Source organism: Pseudomonas sp. Je.1.5.c, assembly GCF_051129895.1.
Taxonomy (GTDB): Bacteria; Pseudomonadota; Gammaproteobacteria; order Pseudomonadales; family Pseudomonadaceae; genus Aquipseudomonas; species Aquipseudomonas urmiensis.
Genome location: NZ_JBCPSP010000022.1, coordinates 42,460 through 67,854, shown reverse-complemented (window position 1 = coordinate 67,854; position 25,395 = coordinate 42,460). Strand labels below are relative to the sequence as shown.

The window sequence follows — 25,395 nt, the reverse complement described above, 5'->3', positions numbered from 1 at the left end:
TACCAATGAGGTGTCGACATGCGTCATTTGCACTCTTTGCTTCCCGCAGCATTCGCCTTGCTGTTCGGCGCGGCCGCCCAGGCCCAACCAACGGTCAGCGTATACAACTGGACCGACTATATCGGTGACACCACCCTGGCGGACTTCCAGGCCAGCAGCGGGATCAAGGTGGTTTATGACGTGTTCGACTCCAACGAAACCCTGGAGGGCAAGTTGCTGGCCGGACGCACCGGCTACGACGTGGTAGTGCCCTCCAACCATTTCCTGGCGCGCCAGGCCAAGGCTGGCGCGTTCCTGCCGCTAGACCGCAGCAAGCTGCCGAACTTCAAGTACCTGGACCCTAAACTGCTCAAACAGCTTGAGCAGAACGACCCCGGCAACCAGTACGCGGTGCCCTACCTGTGGGGCACCAACGGCATCGGCTACAACGTCGACAAGGTCAAGGCAGCCCTGGGCATCGACAAGATCGACTCCTGGGCGGTGCTGTTCGAGCCTGAGAACCTGAAAAAGCTGCAAAAGTGCGGCGTGGCGTTCATGGACTCGCCGGACGAGCTGTTCCCGGCAATGCTCAACTACCTGGGCATGGACCCACGCAGCGAAAAGGAAGACGACTACAAGAAGGCCGAGGCCCAGTTGCTCAAGCTGCGCCCCTACATCACTTACTTCCACTCCTCCAAATATGTCTCGGACCTGGCCAACGGCGATATCTGCGTCGCCTTCGGCTATTCCGGCGATGTGTTCCAGGCCGCCAACCGCGCGGTGGAGGCCAACAACGGCGTGAAAATCGCCTATAGCATTCCCAAGGAAGGCAGCAACCTGTGGTTCGACCTGTTGGCAATTCCCAAGGATGCCAGCAACCCCGACCAGGCCCTGGCCTTCATCAACTACCTGCTCGACCCGCAGGTGATCGCCAAGGTCAGTGCCACGGTCGGCTATGCCAATGCCAACCTTGAGGCCAAGGCCCACATGGACCCCTCGCTGGTCAACAACCCCGAGATCTATCCTCCCCAGGAGGTGCTGGACAAGCTGTATGTCTCCAGCACCCCGAGCCCGAAGATCATGCGCGTCATGACCCGCTCCTGGAGCAAGATCAAATCCAATCGCTGAGCCGAGTACGCGCCATGTCCCTTGATACTCAACACACTGCCTCCTACTACGCTGCCAGCGCGCGGGCGACGACGCCCTACCCTGCACTCGAAGGCGCGCTCAGTGCCGATGTCTGCGTGGTCGGGGGTGGTCTTACCGGGGTCAACACCGCCCTGGAGCTGGCCGAGCGCGGGCTTTCGGTGATCCTCCTGGAGGCCCGGCGGATTGGCTGGGGCGCCAGCGGGCGCAACGGCGGCCAGCTGATTCGCGGCATCGGCCATGACGTCAGTGGCTTTGCCCGCTACGTCGGCCAGGACGGCGTGCGCTACCTCAAGCACGCCGGGATCGATTCGGTCGAGTTGGTCCGCCAGCGCATCGCCCAATACGACATCCAGTGCGATTTGCGCTGGGGCTTTTGCGAACTGGCCAACACCCCGGCGCAGTTCGCTGCCTTCAGCGATGAACAGCAAGAGCTGGCCAGCCTCGGCTACCGCCACGAAACGCGCCTGGTCAGTGCCGAGCGGATGCATGAAGTGGTCGCCAGCGAGCAGTACGCAGGTGGCCTGATCGACATGGGCTCAGGGCACCTGCACCCACTCGACCTGGTGCAAGGCGAAGCCCGCGCAGCCGCAGGCCTGGGCGTACAGATCTTCGAGCAGAGCCCGGTGCTGCGCATCGAGCACGGCAGCACGGTAACCCTGCACTGCGCCCGTGGCAGCGTGCGGGCCAACAGTCTGGTACTGGGTTGCAACGCCCACCTGGACGAACTCGAACCACGCCTGAGCGGCAAGGTACTGCCCGCGGGCAGCTACGTTGTAGCCAGCGAACCGCTGCCAGAGCAGTTGGCCAAGACGCTGATCCCACAGAACATGGCGATGTGCGACCAGAAAGTCGGCCTGGACTACTACCGCCTCACCGCCGACCGCCGCTTGTTGTTCGGCGGTGCCTGCCACTACTCCGGGCGCGATCCCAAGGACATTGGCGCCTACATGCTGCCCAAGGTCCTCAAGGTGTTCCCGCAACTGGCCGGTGTACGCATCGACTATCAGTGGGGCGGCATGATCGGCATCACTGCCAACCGCTTCCCGCAAGTCGGTCGGCTCAGCCAGTATCCCAACGTCTACTACGCCCAGGGCTATTCAGGGCACGGCCTGAATGTCACCCACTGGACCGCCAAGCTGTTGGCCGAAGCCATCGCGCTCGGTCATAGCCAGGGCTTGGATGTATTCAGCGCAGTCCCGCACCTGACCTTCCCGGGAGGCAAGGCCCTGCGCTCGCCGCTGCTGGCGCTGGGGATGATGTGGTATCGGCTGCGCGAGGTGCTGGGCTAGCCTGCGACGGGCAGCGCTTCAAAGAATGGCCTGCAGCCCCTTGTCAGCAATGACATTGAGCAGCTTTAACGCAGGCCCGGCTGGCCGTGTTTCGCCCTGCTCCCACTTGCGTACAGTGGACGCGCTGGTATGCAGATGCAGGGCGAAGACCGGCTGACTGAAATTGAGCGTTTCGCGCAAACGGCGGATATCCAGCGCGCTGAAATCGCGCACCGGCGCGGGGCAAATCGCCTCGAAGTCGCGCAGCGTAACCTTGCCCACCGCCCCTGCTTGATGCAGTGCAGTAAGGTCATCACGCAACGACTCAATAAGTTTGCTGCTCACAGCACACCTCCATCAGTACACCTGCCCTGAGGGCCTTCGCCAAGGCAGCAGCAGATAATTCGAGAAATACCCTGCCGGCAAATGTGAGTCGGCCTTAACCATACCCTTTACGGGTATAGTTTCCAATGATGGGCAGCAGTGATAAGTCGGCGGAATCAGGGCGCATTGTGGGAAATTTCAACGGCGCAGCCGTTGCCCTAACTGGTCCGGCGTTATGGGCAAATCGAACGGGCACAGGTACCCCACATTGCCCGTGACACTGCTCAGTCAGCCAGTGCACGCAAACAGTAGAAGATTGTCTTAGTTCGACCGGTCAGCTTTGCCGGGCGCGTTGGTGCTGACCACCTGTGGCCGAGGATCCTTGAGCAGTGAATACCCCCGTTCCAGCAAGGTCTGGCCGATAAACCGCGAGCCGACCTCGTTCAAATGGCCGTTATCCAGATACAGCAACTTGCCATCGATCAACGGACTGCACAGGCCATTGGGGCAAATCACTTGGTTGGGGTCGATGAAGCGCACCTGCGGATACTTGCCGCGAATCTGCGCCCAATACTGCGGTAGTGGCGTCTCAGCGGCTTCACACGGATGCTCAAGGCCAAACATCAGCCGCCGTATCGGGCAGGTCGCGGCTTTGTCGATCGGCTGGTTTCTGAGGATCACGATCACCTGCCCGCTGCTGGCCACCACCCGCGCCAGACTGGCCTCGATCGCCGGCCCAACCGATTCGTTGTTCGGCCAGTTACCCGCCAGTACCACGTAGGGATAACGCTTGGCCTCGATCAAGGCGTACACCCGTTGGTTTCGTTGAGCGCAATGATCGGCGTAGGCCCCTGGCATGCCGCCGTTGTAGCCCAGCACTGGCGCACAGGAGTCGAGGGTGTAGTCCATCAGGCTGATGCCGTCTGGGCGTGCCAGGATATCGACCATGCCGCTGAAATGGTTGGCCACCGAATCGCCGACCAGGATGCCGTCGATAGCCGCTTTCGCCGCACCAAGGCGGCAGGTGTCATCCGGCTCGGTGCGGTACAGCCCGCTGGGCACGTGACAGCCGCGGCGAATCTCTGCTGGCCGCTCCAGGGTCATCGCCTCCAGGGCCAGCACCTGCGGGCTGAAGCGCTGCGGGAAGCCGCTGAACTGCTGCGTGACCCCTGCCAACAGCGCCAAGCCCAGGGCCGGCACGGCGAAGCGGCGCGCGAACACCTGGGCGAAACCAAGCTTTACGCCACTGCGGCGCATGGGTTTTTCCACATAGCGCCAGGACAGCCAGGCCAACAGCAGCGCGCCGGCGACCACCCCACAGCCAAGGGCAAAGGTCATCGGCACCTCAAGGTAATTGAGGTAGGCAATCAGCGGCCAATGCCATAGATAAAGCGAATACGAGATCAGCCCGACGAACACCATCGGTCGGCAACCGAGAATCGGCGAAGGACCGCCGCTGGCCCCGGCATGGATCAGCAATGCCGCCCCCAGGCACGGCCACAAGGCATTCAACCCTGGGAACGGCGCGCCCTCGCTAAGCAGCAATAGCGACGCGCCAATCAACAGGTAGCCAAGCAGCGAACACCCCAGCGATGTCATCCGGCCAACCCGCGGCGTATGTTGCAAGTGCCAAATACCCAACCAGCCGCCGAGCATCAGTTCGAAAAAGCGGGTTGGCAGCAAATAGTAAGACGCCGTAGCGAACACTCCAGTCGCATACTGCGAAACGCCTATCGCCAGCACCAGCCCGCCCCCCAGCACCCACAACAAATGCCGTGGCGCCACGCGATAGACCAACAGCACCAGCAATGGCCAGACCACATAGAACTGCTCTTCGATACCCAGCGACCAGGTATGCAGCAGCGGCGCTTCACCGGCGTCGGCGGCAAAGTAGTTGCCGTACTTGAGCCAGATGAAGATGTTCGACACCCCCAACAGGGCGAACAGGGCATTGGCGTTGAGCCGCATCAGGTCTACCGGTGACAGCAAGAAGGCGCCGAGCACCACGCACACCAACAGCACCGTTGCCAGCGCAGGCACGATGCGGTTGATCCGTCGCTGATAGAAGCTTTTGAGCGAGAAGCTACCTTGACGCACCTCCTGGAACACTTGCGAGGTGATCAGGTAGCCGGAGATGACAAAAAAGATGTCGACGCCGACGAAACCGCCCGGCAACAACGAGGTGTTCAGGTGATGCAGGAACACGGCAATCACCGCCACCGCGCGCAAACCGTCAATATCGGAGCGGTAACTTTCCTGACGCATGAGTGATCATCCTTCGAAAAAGGCGTCGAGGCAAAATGCCACCTTTGATATGTAGTACGACTGTCGCTCGCCGCCAAGGAGAAAAGTCAAAATGCCGACAATCGGCAGCGGCACACGCTGATCAGCGAAACACAGCCGCCATTTTTATGACTGCCCAGGCTAAAGCTGGCCAAGCGCCAAGCACCTGCTAGCGTTGTTCTGGCCGTCCCCTCAATGGATGCCCTACATCATGAAATCACTGCCCCGCGCCACCCTGCTGTGCGCCGCCCTGCTAGCCCTGGCGGCATGCTCGAGCAACCGTGTCGATCCTAGCCAGTACTCAGGGTTTCTCAACGATTACAGTCGCCTCCAGCCTGCCGAAAGCATTTCCGGCCAGCCGGTGATGCGCTGGATTGACCCCAACATCAAAGCCCGCGATTACAACCAGGTTTTCATCGAGCCGAGCCAGTTCTATCCCAAGCCGCAAGCGACATCGGTGATCTCGACGCAAACGCTGCAAGCCATCACCCGCTACTTCAACGACGCCATGCGCCGAGAACTGGGCAGCGTGATGACCTTGGCCAAGGCACCTGGGCCAGGGACTATCGTGGTGCGCCCGGCCATCACCGCGGTATCGACCCATACCGAGGGCCTGAAGCCTTATGAAGTGATCCCGATCGCGCTGGTCGCCGCGGCGGTGAACACGGCCGCTGGTGGGCGTGATCAGGCCGTGGATATCGCCGTGGAGGCGGCCTTCCTGGATGGGGCTAATCAGAAGGTGCTCGCGCAGGTGGTGCGCAAGGGCAGTGGCAAGGAGTTGGAGAACGACACCCAGCAATTGACCCTGGAAGACGTCAAGCCGGTGCTCGATGGCTGGGCGAGCGACATGCGCAAGAGCTTCGTTGCGCTCAAACAGAAGGCCCGTTGAACAGCTGAGCGCCATTGCTCAGGGCGGTTATTGCAGGCCTTGGGGCTGCTATGCAGCCCCAAGGCCTGTGATCAGGCGATAAAGCTATAGAAGATCGCCGACAGGGTAATCAGCCCCACCAAGGTCACGAACACGTTCGACAACGTGCCCGAGTATTTGCGCAGCGACGGCACCCGGCGCACGGCATACATCGGCATGAGGAACAGCAAGCAGGCAATCACAGGCCCGCCCATGCTCTCGATCAGCCCCAGGATGCTCGGATTGAGCGTCGCCACGATCCAGCAAGCCAGCACCATGAACACGGCCGTGATCCGCTCCAGACGCTTGGCCGGCCAGGCCTTGCCCTGCCCGCGCAGGCTCTTGACGATCATCCCCTGGAAGCCCTCGCTGGCACCGATGTAGTGGCCCAGGAACGACTTGGTGATCGCCACCAGGGCAATTAGCGGCGCCACGAAGGCAATCACCGGCGTCTGGAAGTGGTTGGCCAGGTACGACAGCACGGAAATGTTCTGCTCCTTGGCCGCAGCCAGGTCGGCCGGGCTCAACGCCAGCACGCAACTGAAGCAGAAGAACATCACCGTCAGTACCATCATCAGGTGTGCAGTGGCCAGGGTACGGCCACTCTTGCGATCGGCAGCTGCGCCGTAACGGTGCTTCTGATCGACAGCGAACGCCGAGATGATCGGCGAGTGGTTGAACGAGAACACCATCACCGGAATCGCCAGCCACAGGGTCAAGAGCAGCTTCGATGCGCTGATACCCTCGTTGGCTTGGGCCAGAAAGGCACCGTTCCAGTTCGGGATCAAGCTCAGGGCGAGCAGCAACAGCGACGCCACGAACGGATACACCAGCACGCTCATGGCCTTGACGATGATCTGCTGACCGCAGCGCACCACGATCATCAACCCGCAGATCAACAACAGCGACAGCACTGCCCGCGGTGGCGCAGGGACGTGCAGCTGATGCTCAAGGAAGCTGGTCAAGGTGTTGGTCAGGGCGACGCTGTAGACCAGCAGGATCGGGAAGATGGCCAAAAAATACAACGCGGTGATCAGCTTGCCAGCACCGGTGCCAAAGTGCTCCTCGACCACTTCGGTGATGTCTTCGTTGCCGCCCTTGCGCCCTGACAGGACGAAGCGCGTCAGCGCCCGATGCGCATAGAAGGTCATCGGAAACGCCAGTAGCGCCAGGATCAGCAGCGGCCAGAAACCGCCCACTCCGGCGTTGATCGGCAGGAACAAGGTGCCCGCGCCGATCGCCGTGCCATACAGGCCCAAGGCCCAGGTGGTGTCGTGGCGGTTCCAGGTGGTCGAGCCGACGGCAGAAGCCGGGGCAGCCGAATCCGCACGAACAGTCGTGGTGCTTTGTACATCGGTCATCAGATATCGCCTTTGTAGTTGTTTTTGTTGCTGGTACAGCAGGTGTTGCAATAGAGGCGTTGCGCCGCGCTTGCTGTGCAAGCGGGCCTGGGCTGCGAGCCGTCAGAACAGGCAGCAAGGTTGACCCTTGAGCCTCAATCGCAGCGCAAGCACGCTTGCACAGCAAACGCTGCGCAGATCAGCACTCGACGAAGGCGACGGCCAGGCCGCCGCGGGAGGTTTCCTTGTAGTTGGCGTGCATGTCGGCGCCGGTGTCACGCATGGTACGAATCACCCGGTCGAGGGAAATGAAGTGTTCGCCATCACCGCGCAAGGCCATCTGCACGGCATTGATCGCCTTGACTGCGGCAATCGCATTACGCTCGATGCAGGGCACCTGGACCAAGCCGCCAACCGGATCACAGGTCAGGCCAAGGTTATGTTCCAAGGCAATTTCAGCGGCATTTTCCAACTGCGGGGGGGTTGCCCCAAGCACTTCGGCAAGACCTGCCGCGGCCATCGAACAGGCCGAACCCACCTCACCCTGACAGCCCACTTCGGCTCCTGAGATGGAGGCGTTTTTCTTGCACAAGATACCCACCGCCGCAGCCGCCAGCAGGAAGGCGACGACATCGTCATCGCATGCGCCCGGGTTGAACTTCATGTAGTAATGCAGCACCGCCGGGATGATCCCCGCAGCACCGTTGGTTGGCGCGGTGACCATGCGCCCGCCGGCCGCGTTTTCTTCATTGACCGCCAGGGCGAACAGGTTGACCCACTCCATGGCGCTCAAGGTCGAGCCGATCACGTTGGGCTTGCCGATCTCTTGCAAGCTGCGATGCAAGCGCGCGGCGCGGCGCTTGACCTTGAGACCTCCCGGCAAGATGCCCTCATTACGCAAACCGTTGTCGACGCATTCGCGCATCGCCGCCCAAATCGACAGCAGGCCTTGGCGGGTTTCGCTTTCAGGCCGCCAGGCACACTCGTTGGCCATCATCAGTTGGCTGACACTCAGCCCATGCGCCTTGCACAGTGCAAGCAGTTCGGCGGCGCTGGAAAATTCATACGGCAGGCTGATCTGCTCGGCGCTGCTTTGCGGGGCATCGATTTCGTCTTGTTCGACGATGAAGCCGCCGCCCACCGAGTAGTAGGTCTGACTCAGTACCAGGCCCTGCTCGCCTTGTGCCTCAAGGGTCATGGCGTTGGGGTGATACGGCAGGTTTTCATCCAGCAGCAGCATGTCGCGAGCGTAGTTGAAGGCAATCGGCTGGCGGCCATCGAGCATCAGGCACTGCTCCTGCATCAACTGATCGATGCGTGGCTCGATACTGTGCGGATCGATCCGATCTGGCCACTGCCCCATCAGCCCCAGCAGGCAGGCACGGTCGGTGGCGTGCCCCACGCCAGTGGCAGACAGCGAGCCATACAGGCGCACCTCGACCCGTTGCACCTGGGCCAGCAGACCACGCTCACGCAAGGCCTGGGCGAAGGTCGCTGCCGCCCGCATGGGCCCCACGGTATGGGAGCTGGAGGGGCCGATGCCAATCTTGAAAAGGTCGAAAACACTGATAGCCATGCTAATGCCTGACCGTGGCGGCCTACTGCACCGGCCAACGGCTCTCTGGAAAAATTGAACGGTATTGCCAAGTTGGGCGATACTGCCGCTCTCAACTGATAATGACCAACGAAAGTTTCTAAGCAAGCCTTTAGCAGGACTAAACAATGAGGCGGCAACTTAATGGCCAGATGTATGTCTGGCTGCATGTGTTCGCGTGTGCCGCGCGGCACCTGTCGTTCACTCGCTGCGCCGAGGAGCTGCACATCACTCCTGGTGCCGTCAGCCAGCAAATGCGCCAGCTCGAAGAGCGCCTGGGCTACCGGCTGTTTCTGCGTCGGGCGCGCGGAGTGGAGCTGTCTGCCGAAGGCCAGCGCCTGGCACAAACGGTGGCCGAGGCCTATGGCAGCATCGAGGCGGAGTTACTGCGCCTGGATGCCGGCGAGATCCGCGGCACCTTGCGCCTGCGTTCGATCCCCTCGTTTCTTGCCAAATGGCTGACGCCGCGCTTGCCGCGTTTCCAGCAACGCTACCCGGACATCGAGTTGCGGCTTGTCGCTGAAGACAGCAACCAAGCGCTGCATCCGGATGATTTCGACCTGGCCATTGACCTCAACGACGGCAGCTATCCAGGCATGCTCTCCACGCCGCTACTGGATGAGCAGATCTTCCCGGTCTGCTCCCCGGCGCTGCTGCGCGGTCGCCCGCCGCTGCACGGGCCGACTGACCTGATGCACTATCCGTTGCTGCACGACATTACCGCCTGGCGCGGCAGCTCGGAGTATGCCGAATGGGAGTTCTATCTAGAGGGCATCGGCGCCGCTGGGCTGGATGTGAGGCGCGGGCACACCTTCAACCGCAACCACCTGACCATCGAGGCGGCGATTGCCGGGGTTGGCGTGGCCATCGCGCGGCGCACGCTGCTCAACGACGAATTGGAACGCGGGGCGTTGATCGTGCCGTTCGGGGTGCCGGTGGCCAATCATAAACGCTACGTGCTGCACTACCCACCAGGCGGTCTGAGCCAGCCGGGCGCGCGGGCGGTGCATGACTGGTTGGTTGAGGAGGCCCAGGGGTTCCGGGCACTCCATCCGTTGGCTTGATCAGGCGAATGCAGTACTCACTGCGCCGCCACAGTGCCCTTCTCGACCACCACCGGCGTGACGATCTGGCCCAGGTCGATATGGCGGAAATCCGGCTGCGCACCCAACCGAGCGTTGAACCGTACGTTGAACGTGAATGGATCCTCAGTCGGTACATCCAGGGCGCGCCCATACACCTGCCCTACCCCCGCGCTGTCATAGCCCATCAAACGCAGCAAGGTCGGGAAGATGTTGTAGTGGCTCGAAGCGTTGCGGTTCTGCTCCAGGTGCGCCTGCCAGTCGAGGGTCTTGAGGCCCTTGCCTTGGATGATCACCAGTGGCACCAAACCTTCCTCAGGCACCGGATCACTGTCGCAATGGGTATTGAGCCCTGGGTTGCCGCGCTCGTGCAGGTCCTGGCCATGGTCGGAGGTGTAGATCACCACCGCCTGGCTCAAGTCGGCTTCGGCGAACAAGCGGCGGAAGAACTCGCCAACGCTCCACAGCACGCTGTTTTTATAGGAGTTGCGATACAGCACCCAATCCTCGCTACGTCCATCGAAGCCTTCACGCGTGCCTGAGTCGGCCACGTCGGCAAAGCGTCCACGCGGCAGCGCCGGCTGATACTTCATGAACTCATCCGGGTACTTGTCGTGCACCGGAAAGTGCGCACCCACCTTGTTGATCACGATCAACTGCGCCTGGCCATCGTTGAGCAATGCGCTAAGCTTGGCTACCGCTGCCATGTCACGCTGTAACACGGGCGTGTCATCAAACTGAATGAACTGGTCGATATCCTGCTTCTCAGTGGCGGTCATCAGGTTCTGCAGATTACCCGCAGTGCGCTGGCCGTCGATGTACACCGTGCGTAGCCCGGCTTGCTTGGCGTACTGCCAGATCGAAGGCAGGGTCGAATTGATCCGCAGGTAATCCTCGCGGGTGCCGCCATAGCGCAACGTGATGTTGGTATCAGCACTACAATTGGCAATGGATGCGGCATATCCGTAATTGAAGATGTCTGCCTTGGGTTGCAACTGGGCCAGATGGCTGGTCACCCCGCCCGCCGCATTGACGTCCAGGTAGTTGCCAGAAATGCTTTCGTCGATCACCAGCACGATGTCTCGCGCCAGCGGTGCACCGCTGCGTGCCAGGCTTACGGGTTCGCGCGGGCCGACATTGTCGCTCAGCGTTTCATAAGTGAGCAGGCTCACGTAGGCCAGCGGCGTGTACATCACCGGCAGCCCGCGCGCACCTTCGCCAGCGCGCACGAACAGCACGCTGATCAGCAGCAGCAAGGCCAGTACTGGCGCGGCAATCGGCAACCACTGCGGCAGGCGCGGCGCCGGGCCTGGGCGCAGGCCGACACCCAGGAGCAGCAACAGCGATTTGGCCAACGCCAAGGTAATTGCGTAGTGGTATTGCTGCAGCGCTTCGCCGACAAAACCGCCGGCATACACCATAGAGACGAATGCGCTATAGGTCATGTACGAGTCAGTAATGCGGGTATAGGCGTCGAAGAACACCGCACTGACCGCCAGCGCCAGTGCCAGCGGCCAGCGCAGCCAGGCCGATCGTATCCAGGCGGCCAGCAGCAAAGCCACTACCAATACTGCGAATACGCCCAGGAAAAGTACCAGCGGCAGGCCTAGGCCCAAGGCATCTATGCGCTCCAGGTAATAGGCATGAAAGGAGCCAAGATAGATAAGCACCAACAGCAACTTGATCCACCCGCGCATGATTTGGCCCCTCCATTCATGGAAATCTACCCAAACCGTAGCAGCCCTGAAACAAATCACAAGTCGCAAAAGTCAATTTTCCGACGATATCACAACGCCAGAATTTGGCGTCTTCACGCCCTCTCACCCGACCCTCTCTATTACTCAAACTTCCCAAATTTCGGGGGCTTAGACCGTTCATCGGCTTGTTGACCGGCCAATTGCCAGTAGCTTTGAGCGCTAAGCCTCGGATTGGCAAAGGGTTGGTGGCCAATGGCCCGTTCAGCTAGCGCGTGTAAATCTGACGAAACATGCCATTGCTTTGACGCAATTCCCCACAGCTGAGCTATACCGAACTCACACCCTGTTTCATCCACCTTACTTACCCCCCATCCATACGAGGCACCGCGCATGGACGTGAGCGTTTTTGGCACCGGTTATGTCGGTCTGGTTCAAGCAGCGGCTTTGGCGGATGTCGGCCATCGCGTGTTGTGCGTGGATTTGGACACCCACAAGATCAACCAACTGCGCCAAGGCGTGCCGCCGATCAGCGAGCCAGGTCTTTCGGAGCTGCTCGAGGACAACATCAAGGAAGGCCGCCTGCTGTTCAGCACCCAGGCCAGCGACGCGGTCAGCCACGCCGAGCTGATCTTCATCGCCGTTGGCACCCCGCCCGACGAAGACGGCTCCGCCGACCTCAGCCATGTGCTCAACGTCACCCGCCAAATCACCGAACTGATGGACGCCGACCGGACCTTGATCGTCAAGTCCACCGTGCCGGTAGGCACCGCCGACCAGGTCTTGGCCCTGGCCCGCGCCGAACTGCAGCGTCTGGGTAAAGACCACTTGCAGGTGCGCGTGGTGTCCAACCCCGAGTTTCTCAAGGAAGGCAGCGCCCTGGCCGACTGCATGCGCCCCGACCGGATCATCGTCGGCACCCGCGACGCGCTTGCGCATGACCAACTGGCCGAGCTCTACGCACCGTTTTGCCGCAACCATGAAAAGCTCATGTTCATGGATAACCGCAGCGCCGAGCTGACCAAGTATGCCGCCAACGCCATGCTCGCCACGCGCATCAGCTTCATGAACGAGCTGGCCAACCTCAGCGAGCACCTGGGCGCCGACATCGAAGCGGTGCGCAAGGGCATCGGCTCCGACCCGCGTATCGGCTACCACTTCATCTATCCCGGCTGTGGCTTTGGTGGCTCGTGCTTCCCCAAGGACATCAAGGCCCTGCTGCACACCGCAGAACACAGCGGGATGCCACTGCGCCTGCTGCAAAGCGTGCACGACGTCAACGATCGGCAGCGGCAGATTCTGTTCGCCAAACTCCAGCAACGCCTGCAAGGCCAGCTGGCCGGCAAGTCTATTGCGGTCTGGGGGCTGGCGTTCAAACCTAACACCGACGACATGCGCGAAGCGCCGAGCCGCTATCTGATGGAAGCGCTGTGGGCCGAGGGCGCCACGGTGCGCGCTTACGACCCAGAAGCCATGGATGAATGCCGGCGCCTGTACGGCTACCGCGATGACCTGCAACTGTGCGCCACCCGCGACGACACCCTGCAGGACGCTGACGCCCTGGTGATCTGCACCGAGTGGAAGAACTTTCGCGTGGTCGACTTCGCCCTGCTCGCCAGCAAACTGCGTGAGCGGCTGATCATCGACGGGCGCAACCTGTACAACCCCGAGCACGTGGCAGCCCACGGCCTGCACTACAGTGGCATCGGTCTGCGTCAGGTCAACGCACAAGTGAGTGCGTCATGAAGGTGTTGGTAACCGGCGCGGCCGGCTTCATCGGTGCCCACACCTGCCTGCGGTTGCTGCGCGATGGCCATGAGGTGGTGGGCCTGGACAACTTCAACGACTACTACGATCCGGCGCTCAAACACGCTCGGCTGCGTTGGGTACGTGAGCAAGCCGACGACTTTGAGGTGCATCGCCTGGATCTGGTCGACCGCGACGGCGTCGCCCGACTGTTTGCCATCGAACGCCCCGAGGTGGTCATCCACTTGGCTGCTCAAGCCGGGGTGCGCTACTCGCTGCAAAACCCTCAGGCTTATGTCGACAGCAACCTGGCAGGCTTTCTCAATATCCTCGAGGGTTGCCGCCGTCATCCGGTGCGCCACCTGCTGTACGCCTCGTCCAGTTCGGTGTACGGCGCCAACCAGCGCACGCCTTATCGGGTCCAGGACGCGGTCGATCATCCGCTGTCGCTGTACGCGGCTACGAAAAAAGCCAACGAGGCGATGGCCCACAGCTACAGCCACCTGTTCGGCATTGCTTGTAGCGGCCTGCGCTTCTTTACCGTGTATGGCCCCTGGGGCCGCCCGGACATGTCGCCGATGCAGTTTGCCAAGGCGATCAGCGAAGGCCGGCCCATCCAGCTGTTCAACCACGGCCGCCACCAACGCGATTTCACCTACATCGACGACATCGTCGAGAGCCTGGTGCGGCTGATGCCCCACCCCCCGGCAGGCAATTCGGACTGGAACGCCCTGGAACCTGATCCGGCCAGCAGTCAAGCGCCGTGGCGGCTGTTCAACATCGGCGGGCAACGCCCGGTGGAACTGCTCGACTACCTGGCCCTGCTGGAGCGCCACCTGCAGCGCAACGCCGTGATCGAGCTGCTGCCACTGCAACCGGGCGACGTGCTGGCCACCTGCGCCGACGCCAGCGCCTTGGCTCAGGTGACCGGCTTTACCCCACGTATTTCCCTGGATGAAGGGCTCAGGCGGTTCGTCGCCTGGTTTCAAGAGTACTACTCGCACACCGCCTTGGAGGCCAACCGTGCTGGCGAGCAGTCCGATCAACGGAGGGCGGTATGACAGGACAACCTAAAAGCGCGCAACTACAGGCGCTATACCAGGATAAACGGATGGATCCGGCGCATCGGCAACGTATCGATGCGGCCATCCACATGCAAGGTCGCGGTTGGATCACCGGCCGGGTGGGCGGGCGCCCGTGGACCTTGTCACGCACCAACCGGGTGTTGTCCGGCATCGCGGCGGTGGTTCTGCTGCTGTTGCTGTCGCCGATGTTCCTGGTGCTGGCAATACTGATCAAGACCTCAAGCCCAGGCCCGGTATTTTTCGTGCAAAAACGCACCGGCTACCGCGGCCGCCTGTTCGGCATGTTCAAGTTCCGCACCATGGTCGCCAATGCCGAAGCGCTCAAGGACTCGGTGCGCCACCTGAACAAGCACGGCGCCGACGCCATCGACTTCAAGATCGACAAGGATCCGCGCATCACCTCGGTGGGCAGCTGGCTGCGCCGCAGCAGCCTGGACGAGCTGCCCAACCTGATCAACGTGGTCACCGGCGACATGCGCCTAGTCGGCCCCCGCCCCACCTCCTTCAACGCCTACCGCTACAAGGACAACCACCTCGCGCGGCTGTCGATCTACCCCGGCATGACCGGCCTGTGGCAGATCTCCGGGCGCAGCAACATCGATTTTGACCAACGCGTAGAGCTCGACCTTAGCTACATCAACGAACAGAGCCTGATGCTGGATCTGAAGATCCTCTTCAAGACCCCGTTCAAAGTGTTCACTGGCCACGGAGCAAGTTGAGATGGACGGTTCCACTTCGAGAAGCCTGAGTATCGCCACCCCGAGCGAGACCAACCTGACCGCCACCGTTCTTGACCTGGAGCAGCGCACCTTGCTGCTGACCGCGGCCAACACCGGCAGCGGTACCAGTACCAGCGCGCTGGCGTTCGCCAGCCAACTGGCGCTAATGAGCGCCGGCGCCGTGCTGCTGATCGACAGCAGCAACAGCACCGGTGGCCTCAGTCAGCAACTGGGTCTGGGCAAGCTGCGCGGGTACACCGACCTGTTGTTCGACCAAGACACCCCGCCACTGGCCCAGGACTGCATCGTGCGCCTGTCCGATCAACTGTTCGACATCCTCCCCGGGGGCACCTGGAAGCGCGGGCGCGCCGCGCTCGATCCTGAGCGCCTGCGCGTGCTGCTGCACCAGCTCGGCGGCCAGTACCGCTTCGTGGTGATCGACGGCGAAGCGATCTATGCCAGCGCCGACAGCCTGGTGATCGGCACCCTGGTCGATGGCGTGATCCTGGTGGTGTGCGCCGAGGAGACCCGCAAGGAAGTCGCCCAGGCCGCCGCCCAGCGCCTGACCCAGGCCGGCGCGCGCCTGATCGGCAGCGTGTTCAACAAGCGCAAGTACTACATGCCCAAGTGGCTGTACAACAACCTCTAGGCCGGTACAGGAGAGACCCATGAGATACCCATCCATTGCCCTGTGCCTGCTGGTCCTGACCGGTTGCGCCAGCCAGGATAACCGCGAGATGCCGGTGCAGATCCTCACCGCTGCGCCCGAAGACAGCCAGGCCACCGAGGTGGCGCGGCGCGAGCAGGTGCTGCGCCCGCAAGACGTGTTGGAAGTGATCTTCCACATCAGCGGCACCAGCGCCGGCGCCTATCGCATCCAGTCGGGCGACAGCATCGACCTCAACTTCATGGCCGCCAGCGGCCTCAACGGCAGCCAGCTGGTGCAACCAGACGGCACCATTACCCTGCCCAGCACCAACTCGACGGTCAAGGTCGAAGGGATGACCCCGGGCGAAGCTGAAAACGCCATCCGCGAGGCCTACCGCAACAAGCGCGTGTTCCAGAACAACCGCGACCAGGTGACGTTGCGGGTGATCAGCCCGATGACCAATGAGGTCACCCTGAAGAACACCCTGACCCACCCTGGCACCGGCATGAGCCGCGACATCACGGTCGGTACCGACGGCCGCGCGACCTTCCCGGAAATTGGTTCGGTGCCGCTGCAAGGCATGACCGTCAACCAACTGCGCGACTACCTCAACGAGCGCTACGCCAGCCTGCCGGGCCGGATGACGGTCGACGTGCTGCTCAAGTCAACCGCTGCCAACGAGATCTATGTCCTGGGTGAAGTCGGCCAGCCGGGTGCCTTCCAGATCCGCCGGCCGGTATCGGTGCTCGAAGCACTGACCCTGGCCCGCGGCCCGACCCTCAAGGCCAAGCTCGGCTCGGTGGTGATCATGCGCCGTAACGGCAACACCGTGCATGCCTACAACTACGACGTCGACCAGGCCCTCTCCGGTGGCAGCCAGAAGATCGCCTACCTGCAGCCCGAAGACATGCTCTATGTGCCCAAGAGCAAGCTGGCCAGTGCCGGCGAGCTGTCCCGGCAATTGGCTGACGTCGTGCTGTTCCAGGGCTTCGGCTTCAGCTTCAGCTATCGCGTCGACAACAAAGACGACAACAACTGACCGGGGATCGGACCATGACGACGCAACCCAAAGAAAACTATGTGCATGAGTTCTTCCGCATCTTTTTCGCCAATAAGCAGTTGGCCAAGCGGGTGTTCCTGGTGTTTGCGGTGATCGCCCTGGTGCTGCCGTTCGTGCTCAAGCAGAGCTACGACATCACCGCTGAGGTCATCGTGCAGTCGAAGAAACTCTCACAGAGCGACACCAGTTCGGCGCTGACCCAGGAAGCCGACCGCTTCATTCCACCGACCCTGGCCGACATGGAAACCGAGAGCAACATCCTGCGCTCGCCGACCCTGATTCGCCAGACCATCGACCAGCTGCGCAAGGACGGCCAGTTCAAGACCGAGCCCGGCGTCTTGCAGCGTCATGTGTTCACGCCGCTGCGCGAGCAGGTGCTCAATCCGCTGAAAAGCCTGTTGGGCAGTGAGCCCGCAGTACAGCGCGACACCGAGCTGGACGCCCTCACCGACCAAGCGGTCAAGGCACTCACCGTCGAGACCCTGCCAGGTTCGAACGTCATCTCGGTGACCTACAGCGCCGATGATCCCAAGGTCGGCACCCTGTTCGTCAGCCAGTTGCTGGACAACTTCCTGAAAAACCGCCAGGACCTGCAGTCCAACGAGCTGCCACAAAGCTTCTACGAGCAGAAAAAACTCCACTACCAAGCCCGCCTGGGTGACCTGGAAGGGCAACGGATGGGCCTGCTGACTGCGATCAGCTCGTCTGACCCGAAAGAGGAGATCACTTTCCGCCTGAACGCGATCAACACCGAAGAGCAGGCGCTGAACGTGCAGCGCGACCGCCAGTTGCAGAACCAGAAATGGCTCGAATACCTGCAAACCCACCTGGCTGCCGCCAGCAAGGCAAGAATTGCCGACTACGCCTTCCCCTACACCTTCACCACCACCCTGGAGAACGTGGCGTTCGAAGACCGCGAGATCAAGCAACTGGGCGAGCAGCTGACCACCCAACTGGCGCGCTACAACGCCGACCGGACGGTGTTCCAACCGGGCTCCGAACCCATGCTGCTGGCACGTGAGCAGATCGCCCAGCTGCGCGGGCAGTTCCTCAAGATCGTCGAGAACCGCATCCGTGAGCGCCAACAGGATCTTTCCGTCACCCAGCAAGTGATCGACCAGAAGACCCAGCGCATCGCCGACTACAAGGCGCGCATCCTGCAACTGCGCGAAACCCAGAGCAAGACCCGCCAGCTGGACACCGAAATCGATGCCCTGCACAAGGCCTTCTCGACCTACGCCCAGCGTTATGAAGAAAGCCGTGGCCAGGGCCTGCTCGACGGTAGCCAGTCCAACGCCAGGATCCTCAGCGCACCTTACGAGCCAACCGCGGCGGCCTTCCCCAAACCTGGCCTGATCATTCCGTTCGGCTTGCTCTGCGGCTTGCTTCTGGCGATTGCCGTGGTCTACGTCAAGGAGTTCTTCGACCATCGCTTCAAACACCCTGCGCAAATCGGTCAAGAGCTGGGCCTGCCAGTACTGCTGGTAATCAACGACCACGCCCCGGCCCTGCCCAACCCGCACAAGACCTGGTCGCTGCCGCGGCTGGTGCACTGGGTGCGCAATTGAACGCCGCCGTGCCCGCCGCCGGCCGGCCGATCGTGCACCTGCTCAGCAGCGGCGGCTTCTATGGTGCTGAGCGCATGCTGCTGGACCACTGCCAGGCGACCTCGGGCGACCATCGCGTGGTGTTCCTCGATGCCCCGGCGGAGCTGGTTACCCGGTTCCGCGAGGCAGGGGTTCAGTGCCAGTCGTGCGACAGCCTGCCAGCGCTGCTGCGGCTGTTGCGCGAGCAACGGCCGTTGATCAATACGCACAACTTCAAAGGCCTGGTGTTCGGTTGGCTGGGTGCCAGCGTGTGGCGCTTGCCGCTGGTGATCACCCAGCACGGCTTTACCCCCAGCAGCCGCAAGCAACGCCTGTATACCTGGCTGAGCCTGCAACTGTGCCGCATGCCCAACGTTGAGCGGGTGGTCTGCGTGGCCGAAAGCATCGCGCGTATTTTGCGCGATGCGGGGGTACCGGCGAGCCGCCTGCAGGTGATTCCCAATGGCCTGCCGCAAGCCGCTGCCCTGCCTGAACGGATACCGGCGAGCGGGACGTGGCTGGCCGGCTATGTGGGACGCTTGAGCCGCGAAAAAGGCCCGGACCTGTTCCTCGACGCCTTGATCCCGCTGTGCCAACGCCACCGGCAGGTGCGTGGGGTAATGCTCGGCGAAGGCCCTGAACGCGCTGAACTGCAAGCGCGCATCGATGCCGCCGGGCTCACCGAGCGCATCACCCTGCCAGGCTTTCAGCGCGATATGCGCAGCTGGATGGCCCGCCTGGATGCGCTGGTGATCAGCTCGCGCACCGAAGGCACGCCGATGATCCTGCTCGAAGCCATGCAGGATGGCGTCCCAGTGGTGGCCTTCGGCGTCGGCGGCATCCCTGACGTCATCGAACATGGGCGCAATGGCCTGTTGGCCCGGCCATTGGCCGTCGATGAGCTGGGCCAGCAGCTGCTGGCCTTGCTCGAAGACCCGGCGCAGGCTGCCGAGCTGGTCGCCCGCGCCCGCCAGACCCAACGTGAACGCTACCACCTTCCCACCCTGGCACAACGCTGGGCCCAGGTTTACCGGGGCGCGGCACAGGAGGTCGTCGCATGATCATTCCACTGTCGCTGGTCGGCCTGGTCGCCATGGTGTGCCTGGGCTTGCTGGCCAGCCCCTACCCCTACCTGGCGCCTGGCGCGGTGCTCGGCCTTGCCGGTGCGCTGGTCTTGTACCGGCGGCCGGCCTTGGGCTTGCTGGCGATCGTCACCCTGGTGCCGCTGGAAGGCTTGCTCAAAGATGGCCTGGTCTCCGGCGCCAAACTGGTGGGGATTGGCCTGGCCCTGATCCTCACCCTGCAACTGGCGGTCGGCCAGTTGCAAGGTGCGCGCCTGCGCAGCTCGCACTGGCGGCTGCTGGCGCTGTTCCTGACCTTCTATCTGCTGAGCCTGTGGACCAGCGACAACCTCAGCTTGTCGCTGAACCACCTGCGCGACCTGATCGTTGGCCTGGTGGTGTTCGTTCTCACCTTGCTCATCGGCCGCGACCTGAACCTGCCTTGGCTGGCCCGGGTAATTACCCTCAGCGTCTGCGTGATGTGCCTGTTCGGCCTGTTCTCGACCAAGTACCAGGAAGGCGGCCGCGCCACCGCCATGCTCGACGCCAACCTGTTCGCCATGATGATTACCGTGGCCATGCCGATGGGCTTGTGGCTGGCCTTGAAGAGCCGCCAGCTGCCGATCAAGCTGTTCTGGATCGGCTGCTGCCTGTTGCTGCTGGCCGGCATGACCAAGACCGACTCACGCTCAGGGCTGGTGGTGCTGCTGATCAGCTCGGGCATCCTGCTCTACAACTACCGTGAACAGCTCAGCCACATTCGCCCGCGCCACCTGGGCTTCGCCATGCTGGGCATCGCCATCATCCTGCCGTTGGCCGCTGCGGTAGTGCCGGCCAGCTATGTCGATCGTATCGCGTCGCTGGCGATGCTCAAGTCCGGGGTCAATGCGCACAAGGACGAGTCACTCGGCCGGCGCGCCACCTACCTGGTGGTGGGCAAGCAGATGATCAGCGACAACCCGGTCCTCGGTGCCGGCCCAGGCACCTTCCCACTGCATTACGCCGACACCGGCTTCTCCAAGGCCTTTGCCCCGGTCAACAGCGTCGCCACCGACCTGTATCGCCGCGCGCACAACACCTACCTGGAAATCTTCAGCGAAATCGGCCTGCCGGCTGGGTTGCTGTTCGTTGGCATGATCGCCCTGGCCTTGCGCAACTTCTGGCGGGCGCGCGCGGCCTGGGCGGCGATCGGCGAGCACGACAAAGCCGACATGATGACCCACCTGACCATCAGCATGCTGGCCATTGCGCTGTTCCTGATGTTCCTCAGTTCACCGAGCCTCAAGTACCTGTGGCTGATGCTGGCGCTGTCCAGCGTGGTCTGGCGTGAAGCGGCCCAGGCCCGGGCATTGCAGGGGGCGGCATGAGCCTGATCAGCATCGTCATTCCCATGTTCAACGAGGCCCGGCATATTGCCCGGACCTTGCAGGCGGTGCAGCTGGCGGCGGCCAATGCCGGGCTCGATTGTGAAGTGCTGGTGGTCGACAACGGCTCCAGCGACGCCGGCCCTGCTATTGCCGCAAGCTTCGGTGCGCGGGTGCTGAGCTTGCCGAAAATGGCCATCGGCGCCCTGCGCAACTACGGCGCCCGCGCTAGCAACGGGCAATGGTTGGCGTTTCTCGACGCCGACATCGAGGTGCCCAGCGATTGGCTCAGCCGCTTGCTCGACCTGCAGCGCCGTGGCGAGGGCGATGTGTTCGCCCTGGATTGCGACACCCCACGCCAGGCGCCGTGGTTCGCCTACGCCTGGCAGCGCCGCACCTTGCGCGCCGGGCAGACCCTGCAAGACAGCAGCTGGCTGCCGACCCCCAACCTGTTGATGCAGCGCCAGTGGTTCGACCGGGTCGGCGGTTTTGACGAACGGCTGCGCACGGGCGAAGACAAAGACTTCACCTTGCGCCTGCATCAAGCTGGCGCGCGCCTGCGTGTGCTGCGCCAACCGGTGGTGCTGCACTGGGGCTTCGAAGGCAGTTGGGCGGAGTGGCTGGGCAAGGAGCTGTGGCGCCAGGGCAGCCACCTGCAACTGCTGCGAAGCAACGGCCTGAGCCTGCGCTTGCTACGTTTCCCGCTACTGTCGCTGGCGATCTGGCTGTTCGATGCACTTGCCCTGGCGCTGCTAGTGGCCGGCAATGCTCGCGCAGCCTTGCTGCTAGCGCTGGTCGGCGCCCTGCCCGCCCTGGTCTTGAGCCTGCGCCAGAGCCTGAAACACCGCGATCCACTGTTTGTCCTGCAGCTATGGGGCCTGCACTGGGTGCGCCTGCACCTGGCCGGCGCGGCCTGTGTACTCAGCCTGTTCAACTGGAATGCAAGGAGGCCCGCACGTGGCTGAATCAATCTTCTGGCTCTGCCTGCTACTGCCCTTTTATGCCTGGCTCGGCTACCCGCTGCTGCTGACCCTGGTCGGGCCGTTATTCGCCCGCCATCGGCCAGGGCCGTTGCCCCGGCAACAGGTCAGTGTGGTGGTGGCCGCACACAACGAGGAGCGGCATATCGAAGACAAACTGCGCAACCTGCTCGCGCAGAACTGCCCAGCCGCCGACCTGCAGATCATCGTTGCCAGCGATGGCTCCAGCGATCGCACCGTGGCCCTGGCACGCAGCTTCGATGACCCACGAATTCACGTGCTGGACCTGCCACGCCAAGGCAAGAACAGCGTGCTCAACGCCGCCGTCGAACACTGCAGCGGCGATATCCTGGTGTTCACCGATGCCGATGTGCACTGGCTCGATGGCACCCTCAGCGCCCTGCTGGCACCGTTTGCCGACCCAGCCGTGGGCGCCAGCGTCGGCAACATGGTCATCCCCGTCGCCGGTAAAGGCCTGAGCCTGGGGGAAAGCCTGTATCGCCACTACGAAGCCTGGCTGCGCCGGGTGGAGAACCGCACCGGCTGCACGGTTTCGGCCGATGGCGCGCTGCAAGCGGTACGCCGCGAGTATTACCAACCGATCCCGCCACGGGTCAACGACGACTTCTACATCAATACCTGCGCACCGGTGGCCGGCAAGCGCGTGGTGTACGTCGACCAGGCCAAGGTGCTGGACATTGGCGTGGACGAAGCGCATCGGCAATTCAGCCGCCGCCAGCGGGTCACGGTCGGCGGCCTGATCAGCCTGGCCGCACGCCGCGAGCTGCTCAACCCACTGCGCCATGGCCTGTACGCCATCGCCCTGATCAGCCACAAGCTGATTCGCCGGCTGGCGCCGGTACTGCTGCTGCCGCTGTTGCTGGCCAACTTTTTCCTGCTCGACGAGCACGTTTTCTACCGTCTGACGCTGGTCGCCCAGTTGCTCTGCTACGCGATTGCCGTGGCGGGCCTGTTGGATGTGCGTCATCGCCTGCCCAAGCCGTTTCGCCTGGCCGCATTCGTCCTGGTGACCTTGGCGGGGATGAGCGTGGGCCTGTGGCAGTTCTTGCGCGGGCACAGCTACAACCAATGGAACCCCGACCAGACTCGATGAGTGCCTGACATGCCGATCAAGACCAGTATCAAGCGTGCCAGCGGTTGGCTCTACCTCAACTCTCCCAAGGGCCGCAGCCAGCTGCGCGGTGCCGGGGTGATACTCATGCTGCACCGGGTGCTGGCCGACGACGCCAGCGCCGCGCTGCCCCATCGCAATGAACTGTGCGTCGGCCCCAAGGCCTTCGAGGGCCTGCTGCGCTGGCTGCCGCGGCACTTTGACTGCGTCAGCCTGATGGACCTGCTCAAAGACCACCAAGGCACTCGCGGCAGCGGCCGGCCCAAGGTTGCCCTGACCTTCGACGACGGCTGGCGCGACAACGCCCTGAACGCCTTTCCCTTGCTGCGCAAACATCACATACCGGCGAGCATCTTCCTCTCCACCGATTTCATCGGCAGCCGCCAGCGTTTCTGGTGGGAAAGCGTCGGCGAAACCCTGTGGGGCAGCCATGGCGAAGAGCCGCGCCGGCAACTGATCGAGCGCTTGCGCAAGCTCGGGCGGCCGCTGCCTGCGGCCTACTTCATGAACGACCGGCCCAAAGCGCGCAGCCACGCGCTGGCGCAGTATCTGCAAGGCCTCAAGAGCCTCAATCATCAGGCCTTGCAGTTGCTCACCGACGCCTGCCCGCCAGAGTCCCTGGCCCAGGCCATGGACTGGCAGCAGGTGCGCGAACTGGAAGACTCAGGCCTGGTGCGCTTCGGCCCCCATGGCGCCAGCCATGCGCTGCTGCCGTACCTGGACGACCGCCGTCTGGACGAAGAACTGCAGCGCAGTCACGCCGCCCTCAACCAAGGCTGCCAACAACCGCTGCCGGTGTACTGCTACCCCAACGGCGACCACGACGAGCGGGTTCGTGCGCGGGTCGCCGCGCACCGCTACCCCTATGCCCTGAGCACCCGCGCCGGGATTTGCCAAGGCTATGACGACCCGTTGGCGTTGCCCCGTATCGGCGTCAGCCAACGCAATGCCAGCCGGCCTTCGCTGCTGGCTTGGCGCATCAGCCGCGGGAGCCGCTCATGAACCGCAACAGCTACCTGCGCCATCTGCTGCTGAGCATGGGCACCAAACTTGCCATGATCGCCCTGCGCCTGGCGCGCAACGTGTTGCTGGCGCGCATCCTCGGCCCCAGCGAGCGCGGTTTGTTCGCCCTGCTCAGCACCCTGCCCGACCTGATCAGCGCCGCCACCAGCGGCGGGCTCAACAGTGCCGTCGGCTACCAGGCGGCCAAGCAACGCGATATGGGCCTGCTGCTGACCCAGGTGCTGATCTATGGCTGCCTGCTGGCCGGGTTGCTGACGCTGGTGTGTGTCGTGCTTGTGCGCGAGTTCGGTGCTGAGCTGGAGATCACCCTGCAGCTGGGCGTGCTCGCCTGGCTGTTGCTGCTGGCAGTGCCCATGACCGTGCTCAAGAGCGGCCTGCTGACCCTGCACAACGCCAGCGGCGGCGTCGGCGCCTTCAATGCCCTGCGCCTGAGCGAATCACTGGCGCCGCTGCTGCTGTTCGTCGGGCTGTACTGGATGTGGCAGGAGCACGCCCTGGAAGCGGCGCTGATCAGCTGGCTGGGCGGTATCGCCCTGGTGCTGGTACTGGGCCTGTGGTGGCTACGGCGGCAACACCCCCTGCACCTGCGCTGGGACCGCAGCGGCCAGCGCGAGCTCTTGAACTACAGCGCCAAAAGCCATCCGGACCTGTTGTTCCAGCAACTGATCCTGCGCTCGGACTACCTGTTCATCGGCGCGATTCTGGGCAGTACCGCGCTGGGACACTACGCCATGGCCAGCGCCGCCGCCGAACTGCTGCTGATCATCCCCGAAGCGGTCACCACGCCGCTGATGAAGCGCCTGCTGCAACAAGATGCCGGCATGGACAAGATCACCCCATTGGCCCTGCGCCTGACCGCCACGGTCATGCTCGGGGCCTGCCTGGGCATGGCGCTGATTGGCCAATGGCTGATCGTGACCCTGTTCGGCGCCGAGTACCAACCCGCCTACCCGGCCCTGCTGGCGCTGCTGCCAGGCCTGCTTGGGCTGTGCTACGCGAGCATCCTGCGCCTGGACCTGCTGGGCAAGAATCGCCCCGGCACGGTGTCTCTGATGATGGGCGCAGGCGCCGCGCTGAACCTGGTGCTCAACCTGATCCTGATTCCCACCTGGGGCATCGTCGGCGCCGCCATGGCCTCCTCGATCGCCTACCTGGCGGTGACCGTGGCCATGCTGGTGCTGTATTGCCGGCTCAGTGGCGTAGCGCTGGGGCAGACCTTGATCGTTCTACCCAGCGACTTCGCCCCGCTGCGCCAGATGCTGCAACGGAGGCCGGCATGAATCTCTCTTCTCTCACTCCACCTCCAAGCGCCAGGGCAGTAGGAGGTCGCCCTGAGCTGGAACGCGTCAACCGACGCATCTCGACCTGCC

21 protein-coding genes are annotated in these 25,395 nt (G+C 63.0%); 16 read left to right on the top strand and 5 right to left on the bottom strand.

What is annotated here, in order from left to right:
• Positions 1–18 precede the first annotated feature (18 nt).
• Both AAZU54_RS16670 and AAZU54_RS16665 read left to right on the top strand, forming a co-directional pair.
• Positions 19–1,107 carry a polyamine ABC transporter substrate-binding protein gene (locus AAZU54_RS16670; protein ID WP_186554548.1) on the top strand — a complete coding sequence of 363 codons (1,089 nt, stop codon included), beginning with the start codon at positions 19–21 and terminating at the stop codon, positions 1,105–1,107.
• Positions 1,108–1,121: 14 nt separating this feature from the next.
• Positions 1,122–2,417 carry an NAD(P)/FAD-dependent oxidoreductase gene (locus AAZU54_RS16665; RefSeq protein ID WP_434727415.1) on the top strand — a complete coding sequence of 432 codons (1,296 nt, stop codon included), beginning with the start codon at positions 1,122–1,124 and terminating at the stop codon, positions 2,415–2,417.
• A gap of 18 nt (positions 2,418–2,435) precedes the next feature.
• Here AAZU54_RS16665 and AAZU54_RS16660 read toward each other — a convergent pair whose 3' ends face one another.
• Both AAZU54_RS16660 and AAZU54_RS16655 read right to left on the bottom strand, forming a co-directional pair.
• Positions 2,436–2,741 carry a helix-turn-helix domain-containing protein gene (locus tag AAZU54_RS16660; RefSeq protein ID WP_186554550.1) on the bottom strand — a complete coding sequence of 102 codons (306 nt, stop codon included), beginning with the start codon at positions 2,739–2,741 and terminating at the stop codon, positions 2,436–2,438.
• 300 nt (positions 2,742–3,041) lie between these two features.
• Positions 3,042–4,985, bottom strand: a complete 1,944-nt coding sequence (locus AAZU54_RS16655) for an acyltransferase family protein (RefSeq protein WP_434727414.1) — start codon at positions 4,983–4,985, stop codon at positions 3,042–3,044.
• Between the two features lie 229 nt (positions 4,986–5,214).
• On the opposite strand from AAZU54_RS16655, the gene AAZU54_RS16650 reads away from it, so the two are divergent.
• Positions 5,215–5,892 carry a DUF3313 domain-containing protein gene (locus AAZU54_RS16650; protein ID WP_186554552.1) on the top strand — a complete coding sequence of 226 codons (678 nt, stop codon included), beginning with the start codon at positions 5,215–5,217 and terminating at the stop codon, positions 5,890–5,892.
• Positions 5,893–5,963: 71 nt separating this feature from the next.
• On the opposite strand, the gene AAZU54_RS16645 is transcribed toward AAZU54_RS16650, so the two are convergent.
• Positions 5,964–7,271, bottom strand: a complete 1,308-nt coding sequence (locus AAZU54_RS16645) for a serine/threonine transporter (RefSeq protein ID WP_312154910.1) — start codon at positions 7,269–7,271, stop codon at positions 5,964–5,966.
• Positions 7,272–7,449: 178 nt separating this feature from the next.
• Complete coding sequence (locus AAZU54_RS16640; RefSeq protein WP_186554554.1) at positions 7,450–8,826, bottom strand: L-serine ammonia-lyase; 1,377 nt, start codon at positions 8,824–8,826, stop codon at positions 7,450–7,452.
• A gap of 146 nt (positions 8,827–8,972) precedes the next feature.
• Here AAZU54_RS16640 and AAZU54_RS16635 point away from each other — a divergent pair, with 146 nt between their 5' ends.
• The gene (locus AAZU54_RS16635; protein ID WP_186554555.1) at positions 8,973–9,908 is read left to right on the top strand and encodes a LysR substrate-binding domain-containing protein; all 936 of its coding nucleotides are present in this window, start codon (positions 8,973–8,975) and stop codon (positions 9,906–9,908) included.
• Positions 9,909–9,925: 17 nt separating this feature from the next.
• Here AAZU54_RS16635 and AAZU54_RS16630 read toward each other — a convergent pair whose 3' ends face one another.
• On the bottom strand, positions 9,926–11,623 hold the full coding sequence (locus tag AAZU54_RS16630; RefSeq protein ID WP_434727413.1) for a sulfatase-like hydrolase/transferase: 1,698 nt from the start codon (positions 11,621–11,623) through the stop codon (positions 9,926–9,928).
• Positions 11,624–12,013: 390 nt separating this feature from the next.
• Here AAZU54_RS16630 and AAZU54_RS16625 point away from each other — a divergent pair, with 390 nt between their 5' ends.
• The 12 genes from AAZU54_RS16625 to AAZU54_RS16570 are packed head-to-tail and all read left to right on the top strand — an operon-like array spanning position 12,014 to position 25,305.
• Positions 12,014–13,366, top strand: a complete 1,353-nt coding sequence (locus tag AAZU54_RS16625) for a UDP-glucose dehydrogenase family protein (protein WP_434727412.1) — start codon at positions 12,014–12,016, stop codon at positions 13,364–13,366.
• Positions 13,363–14,427: an NAD-dependent epimerase gene (locus AAZU54_RS16620; RefSeq protein ID WP_264233040.1), complete on the top strand. Its 1,065-nt coding sequence runs from the start codon at positions 13,363–13,365 to the stop codon at positions 14,425–14,427. The genes AAZU54_RS16625 and AAZU54_RS16620 overlap by 4 nt, the downstream gene beginning before the upstream one ends.
• Complete coding sequence (locus tag AAZU54_RS16615; RefSeq protein WP_312155706.1) at positions 14,424–15,170, top strand: sugar transferase; 747 nt, start codon at positions 14,424–14,426, stop codon at positions 15,168–15,170. The genes AAZU54_RS16620 and AAZU54_RS16615 overlap by 4 nt, the downstream gene beginning before the upstream one ends.
• 1 nt (position 15,171) lies before the next feature.
• Positions 15,172–15,819, top strand: coding sequence for a CpsD/CapB family tyrosine-protein kinase (locus AAZU54_RS16610; protein ID WP_186554560.1), 648 nt, complete (start codon positions 15,172–15,174; stop codon positions 15,817–15,819).
• A gap of 19 nt (positions 15,820–15,838) precedes the next feature.
• Complete coding sequence (locus AAZU54_RS16605; protein ID WP_186554561.1) at positions 15,839–16,858, top strand: polysaccharide biosynthesis/export family protein; 1,020 nt, start codon at positions 15,839–15,841, stop codon at positions 16,856–16,858.
• A 14-nt stretch (positions 16,859–16,872) separates the two neighbouring features.
• Positions 16,873–18,447, top strand: a complete 1,575-nt coding sequence (locus AAZU54_RS16600) for a GumC family protein (RefSeq protein WP_186554562.1) — start codon at positions 16,873–16,875, stop codon at positions 18,445–18,447.
• Positions 18,444–19,526 carry a glycosyltransferase family 4 protein gene (locus tag AAZU54_RS16595; RefSeq protein WP_434727411.1) on the top strand — a complete coding sequence of 361 codons (1,083 nt, stop codon included), beginning with the start codon at positions 18,444–18,446 and terminating at the stop codon, positions 19,524–19,526. Before AAZU54_RS16600 ends, AAZU54_RS16595 begins: the two co-directional genes overlap by 4 nt.
• Positions 19,523–20,893: an O-antigen ligase family protein gene (locus tag AAZU54_RS16590; protein WP_405129083.1), complete on the top strand. Its 1,371-nt coding sequence runs from the start codon at positions 19,523–19,525 to the stop codon at positions 20,891–20,893. The genes AAZU54_RS16595 and AAZU54_RS16590 overlap by 4 nt, the downstream gene beginning before the upstream one ends.
• Positions 20,890–21,855 carry a glycosyltransferase family 2 protein gene (locus AAZU54_RS16585; protein WP_186554564.1) on the top strand — a complete coding sequence of 322 codons (966 nt, stop codon included), beginning with the start codon at positions 20,890–20,892 and terminating at the stop codon, positions 21,853–21,855. Before AAZU54_RS16590 ends, AAZU54_RS16585 begins: the two co-directional genes overlap by 4 nt.
• Positions 21,848–22,984 (top strand): glycosyltransferase family 2 protein, encoded by a 1,137-nt coding sequence (locus AAZU54_RS16580; RefSeq protein ID WP_405129082.1) that lies wholly within the window; start codon positions 21,848–21,850, stop codon positions 22,982–22,984. The genes AAZU54_RS16585 and AAZU54_RS16580 overlap by 8 nt, the downstream gene beginning before the upstream one ends.
• Before the next feature lie 9 nt (positions 22,985–22,993).
• Positions 22,994–24,004, top strand: coding sequence for a polysaccharide deacetylase family protein (locus tag AAZU54_RS16575; protein ID WP_264233047.1), 1,011 nt, complete (start codon positions 22,994–22,996; stop codon positions 24,002–24,004).
• Complete coding sequence (locus AAZU54_RS16570; RefSeq protein ID WP_186554567.1) at positions 24,001–25,305, top strand: lipopolysaccharide biosynthesis protein; 1,305 nt, start codon at positions 24,001–24,003, stop codon at positions 25,303–25,305. The genes AAZU54_RS16575 and AAZU54_RS16570 overlap by 4 nt, the downstream gene beginning before the upstream one ends.
• Positions 25,306–25,395 lie beyond the last annotated feature (90 nt).